Source organism: Rhizobacter sp. (assembly GCF_031412075.1).
In the GTDB taxonomy this organism is placed as follows: domain Bacteria; phylum Pseudomonadota; class Gammaproteobacteria; order Burkholderiales; family Burkholderiaceae_C; genus Rhizobacter.
Genome location: NZ_JANOCG010000474.1, coordinates 1 through 4,946, shown reverse-complemented (window position 1 = coordinate 4,946; position 4,946 = coordinate 1). Strand labels below are relative to the sequence as shown.

Here is a 4,946-nt window from a genome sequence, read left to right as displayed (position 1 = left end):
CGCAGCGATTTGGCCAGGTCGGACATGGCCGAAAAGTCGGCCGCGCCCTTTTGATGAATCCAGCGGAACAACTGGGTGGCGCGAAAGCGCTTTTCACCCAACCGCTCGCAGAACGCGGCCAATCCGTCGAGGTCATATTCGAGCAGGTTGGCCGGTGTCATGGGTGAGTTCCTTGCGCCTGGCGTCGTGGCAACGCCTGCGTGGCGCCAGGCCAGAAGCCCGATGCCGGGATCAGCGGCTGAAAACGTTCATGCCGGGGAAAAAGAACGCCACTTCCTGGGCTGCCGTTTCCGGAGCGTCGGAGCCGTGCACGGCGTTGGCATCGATGCTGTCGGCGAAATCGGCACGGATGGTGCCCTTCTCGGCCTTCTTCGGGTCGGTCGCGCCCATCAGGTCACGGTTCTTGGCGATGGCGCCTTCGCCTTGCAGCACCTGGATCATCACCGGGCCCGAGACCATGAAGTCGACCAGGTCCTTGAAGAACGGGCGGGCCTTGTGAACGCCGTAGAACTCTTCAGCTTCACGACGCGAAAGGTGGGCCATGCGCGAAGCCACGATCTTCAGGCCAGCACCTTCAAAGCGGGCGTAGATCTGGCCGATCACATTTTTCGCGACTGCGTCGGGTTTGATGATGGAAAGGGTACGTTCGATGGCCATGATTTTTTCTCCTGAATCAAGCACTTGGCAAAGCCTTGGATTCTAACGCTTGAAGGTGGGTTCCTTGGTGTCAACCCGGCTCGCAGCTCTCAGCGGCCGCGACGGCCACCGCCGCCACCGAACCCGCCGCCACCACCAACACCACCACCGCCGCCACCAAAACCACCCCCACCACCACTTCGCCCACCGCCCCCGCCGCGGCCACCACCCCGCCCGCCCTTGTTGCGGAAAGCGTCGGCACCGATGTAGCCCACCGAGGTCTGCAGGGGATCGGGTTCACGAGGGGCTCCGCCCTTCTTGCCACCCCCACCGCCTTGCGGGCGAGGCGGCGCGCTCCCACCCGCACCGAACCCGCCACCCCCTCGGCCGAAACCAGCGCCGCCCACCGGGCCACGCGATTTGCCTTGCACGAAGCGCTTGTCGAAGGTCTGTTCCAGCGGGTTGGGAATCTTGCTCGGGTCGAAATCGAGGTCTTCGTCGTCGCGGTCGAAGTCGTCGCGCGCGGGCTCACGCGCCTGCGCCGGCACCGAGGTGGGTCCACCGGCCGGGCGCGGGCCCTGGCGTGGGCCACGGTCATTGCGCTGGTTGGTGTTGCCACGCTCGTTGCGCTGGTTGTTGCCGCGATTGCCGCCACGCTCGTTGTTGTTGGTGTTGTTGTTGCCGCGCTCATTGTTGGGGCGAGGCTCGCCGCCTCCACTGGCCAAGCGGCGGATGGTGCGCACGTCGTTGTCGTCGAGGTCAACCCACACGCCACGCTTGAGACCACGCGGCAGCACCACGGTGCCGTAGCGAATGCGGATCAGGCGACTGACCGTCAAGCCCACTTCGTCAAACAGCTTGCGCACCTCGCGGTTGCGGCCTTCGGTGATCACCACGCGGTACCAGTGGTTGGCACCTTCGCCACCACCGTCTTCGATCGACTTGAAGCTGGCCTTCTGGCCTTCGACGTCCACACCGGCCAGCAGCTCGGCCTTGTCGCCTTCGCTCAGCTTACCGAGCACACGCACCGCGTACTCACGCTCGACGCCAAAGCGCGGGTGCATCAACTGGTTGGCCAGTTCACCGGAGGTGGTGAACAGCAGCAAGCCTTCGGTGTTGAGGTCGAGACGACCCACCGACTGCCACTTGCCTTGCTGCAGGCGCGGCAGGCGGCGGAACACCGTCGGCCGGTTTTCCGGGTCGTCCATCGTCACGACCTCACCCACCGGCTTGTGGTACGCAATGATGCGCGGCGGCGGCGGCACGATGCGCACACGCACCGGTTTGCCGTTGACCTTGATCTGGTCGCCGAACGAGATACGCTGCCCCACATGGGCCGGCTCGTCGTTGACGGTCACGTGGCCGTCTTCGATCAATTGCTCCATGTCGCGCCGCGAGCCGATGCCCGATTGCGCCAGCACCTTGTGCAGCTTGGGAGCATCGGGCTCGGCGGCCAGCACGCGCTTGTATTCGCCGGGCTCCTCGGCGGACTCTTCTTCGGCAGCCGGGGCTTCCACGTCGAAATCGCCCGACAACACCTGGGCAAACACCTCACCCGCCTGGGCTGCGGCCACTTGCACGGGCGCCACAACGGCTGCGCCGGCTTCACCACCTTCGCGCACCTCGCCACGCTGCCGGTCCTTGCGGCCGCGGCGACGATTGCGAGACGAGCGGGGGCGATCTTCACCGCCGGCTTCGCCGTCTTCTCCACCGCCCTCCTGTGAGCCTGCGCTGCTCTCGCCGACGGCCTGTTCCGTCGAGGCAACGGCCACCGACGCCGGTGCCGGCTCTGCCACTGCGGCTGCGGCAGCGGGAACCGCAGGCGGCGACGCAAACACTTCACCCAGCGAGGGGGCGCGGAGCTCGGCATCGGCCCCGTCTTCTACCGGTTTAGCGACAGCCGCGCGGCGCTTGCGGGCTGGCTTGGGCAGCGCCTCTTCTGCGGCTTCGAGCGGGGGGGCTGCGACAGACTCCTCACCCACGGGCGCTTCAGCCTTGGGCGCACGACGACGCCTCACGGGCTTGGCCTCGGCCGGCGTAGCGTCTGCGGGCACGTTGGCAGTCAGGTCGGCCGGGGTGTCGTCGTCGGGGTGATTCATGCTTCTGGATCCATCGGAGCGGCATCGGCCGCAGGCTCGGGGTGAGAGGGGGTTATTTCAGCTTCAGGCTGAACGGCTTCGGTGGGGGTGGCGTTTTCCTGCGCAAGATCGGTCTCGGCACGCAGGTCTGGAAGCGGGACTTCCGTTGGCGCTTCAAAAGCCGCCTCGACCGCAGCTTCGGGCTCACCCTCCAGGCCGAGCGCCGCCTGTGCGGGCTCCTCCAGCAAGGAGGGCTGATCGTGCAGCGCTTCGCCCAAGGCCGCGACGCCCGGTGCAGAGCCATCGAGCATCGGCAACTGCTCCAGGCTGGCCAGTCCCAGGTCGTCGAGGAACTGCTTGGTGGTGGCAAACAGCGCAGGCCGACCGGGCGCTTCGCGGTAGCCGATGGCTTCGATCCAGCCGCGGTCTTCGAGCTGCTTGACGATCTGGCTGCTGACGGTGACGCCGCGAATGTCTTCCACATCACCGCGCGTCACCGGCTGGCGGTAGGCAATGATGGCCAGCGTTTCCATCACGGCACGCGAGTACTTGGGCGGCTTTTCGGGATTCAGGCGGTCCAGATAGTCGCGCATCTCGGGGCGGCTTTGAAAGCGCCAGCCGGTCGAGAGCGCCACCAACTCGACGCCGCGGTCTTCCCAGTCGCGCATCAGCTCATCGAGCAAAGAACGCAGGCTGTCGGGGCCGAGTTCATCGGCAAAGAGTGTGCGCATGTCCCTCATCGGCAGGGGCTGCTGCGCACAGATGAGCGCGGTCTCGAGGACGCGCTTCGCATCCTGTGTGTTCATGGACTTCGTCTACATCCTCAGTCGGGAGGGCCAGAGGGCTCTCTGGGATCGGGCTCTTTCACAGCGGCTTTTCGCACGGACGAACCGGCTGGCGGCGAATCCACATCAATGGCTGCTGAGTGGGTGACCTCAAGGTTCGATGCGTTCTCCGCGGCGAACCACTTGTCGCGCCTCATTCGGCGCGCTCACTTCCGTTGGTGGGCGCAATGCGCAGCGTCTAACGCTCATGCACCAGGAAAGGGGTTGGTCAGGATTGTATAGCCCTTGCTCAGGGGCTGCCATGCCGCGTATCCACCTGTTGCCAAGCCTGCGCGAGATCGGTTGGAAGTTCGGCGTCGAACCACAGCAGCTCGCCCGTCTGCGGGTGAGCCAGGCCCAGGCGTACCGCATGCAAGGCCTGGCGCTTGAGCCCCAGGGCCGGGTGGCCGCCGTACATCTGGTCGCCCAGCAACGGATAGCCACGCGAGGCCATATGCACACGGATCTGATGCGTGCGGCCGGTGTGCAGCTTGCAGCGGATGGCGCTCACCGGGCCCTCGTCCGTTTCGGCGACCGCGAGGCGTGTCACGTCGGTTTGTGCGGGCTTGCCGCTGGCCACCACCGCCATGCGCACACGCGATTGCGGGTCACGCGCCAACGGCACATCGATGCGAAACGAGGCTTGCCCCAGGTGGCCGTGTACCAGCGCCAGGTACTCGCGGTGCACTTCGCGCGCCGCAATGGCACGGGCCAGCGCCGTCACCGCGGGCAAGGTCTTGCCGACCACCATCAGCCCCGACGTGTCTTTGTCCAGCCGGTGCACGATGCCCGCTCGCGGCAAGGTGGCCGCCGTAGCATGGTGGGCCAGCACGCCATTGAGCAGCGTGCCCGACCAATTGCCCGCCGCAGGGTGAACCACCAGGCCCGCCGGCTTGTTGATCACCATCAGTTGTTCGTCTTCGAACACGATGGGCAGCACCATCGCCTCGGCCCGGAAAGCACGGCTCTCGGGCGTGGGGACGAGGTCGATGTCGATCTGCTGGCCAGCCAGGACCTTGCGCGAGGCCGACGTGGCGACCAAGCCGTTCACCCACACGTGGCCTTGTTCGATCAGGCTTTGCAGGTGGGCGCGCGAGAACTCGTCGGCCATGCTCACCAGGGCCTTGTCGAGGCGCACGCCGTGCAACTCGCGGCTCACCACGGCCGTGCGACGCTCGGGTGCGTCGTCGTCATCGGGTTCGGTGAGCATGGGGTTGTCGGTCTGCGGCGGGGGTTGAACCATATAAACTTCGCTCTCTTCTTCTCTCTGGAAGCGCCGCTCCCGCGGCGCCACGTTGCTCATGAATCGCAATCGCTCACCAGGCCGCGCCTGGAGCCTGGCCCTGTTGACCGTCGTCCTGGCCGCTTGCAACACCACGCCGAAAGACGAAACCGCCGGCATGAGCGT

Annotated in this window: 4 protein-coding genes and 1 pseudogene; all 5 read right to left on the bottom strand. The window is 66.2% G+C overall.

The window, feature by feature from the left end:
- Positions 1 to 161: pseudogene (locus RMO40_RS17855) on the bottom strand (23S rRNA (adenine(2503)-C(2))-methyltransferase RlmN); the annotation flags it as partial.
- A 70-nt stretch (positions 162 to 231) separates the two neighbouring features.
- Complete coding sequence (gene ndk / locus RMO40_RS17850) at positions 232 to 657, bottom strand: nucleoside-diphosphate kinase (RefSeq protein WP_309724304.1); 426 nt, start codon at positions 655 to 657, stop codon at positions 232 to 234.
- A gap of 89 nt (positions 658 to 746) precedes the next feature.
- Positions 747 to 2,735, bottom strand: a complete 1,989-nt coding sequence (locus tag RMO40_RS17845; protein ID WP_309724302.1) for a pseudouridine synthase — start codon at positions 2,733 to 2,735, stop codon at positions 747 to 749.
- Complete coding sequence (gene scpB / locus RMO40_RS17840; protein WP_489660190.1) at positions 2,732 to 3,445, bottom strand: SMC-Scp complex subunit ScpB; 714 nt, start codon at positions 3,443 to 3,445, stop codon at positions 2,732 to 2,734. The genes RMO40_RS17845 and scpB overlap by 4 nt, the downstream gene beginning before the upstream one ends.
- Positions 3,446 to 3,788: 343 nt before the next feature.
- Positions 3,789 to 4,781: an RluA family pseudouridine synthase gene (locus RMO40_RS17835; protein WP_309724299.1), complete on the bottom strand. Its 993-nt coding sequence runs from the start codon at positions 4,779 to 4,781 to the stop codon at positions 3,789 to 3,791.
- Between the last annotated feature and the right edge of the window lie 165 nt (positions 4,782 to 4,946).

Coding starts and splice junctions, on each gene's coding strand:
- ndk (WP_309724304.1), bottom strand. CDS start 657: ATGGCCATCGAACGTACCCTTTCCATCATCAAACCCGACGCAGTCGCG.
- RMO40_RS17845 (WP_309724302.1), bottom strand. CDS start 2,735: ATGAATCACCCCGACGACGACACCCCGGCCGACCTGACTGCCAACGTG.
- scpB (WP_489660190.1), bottom strand. CDS start 3,445: ATGCGCACACTCTTTGCCGATGAACTCGGCCCCGACAGCCTGCGTTCT.
- RMO40_RS17835 (WP_309724299.1), bottom strand. CDS start 4,781: ATGGTTCAACCCCCGCCGCAGACCGACAACCCCATGCTCACCGAACCC.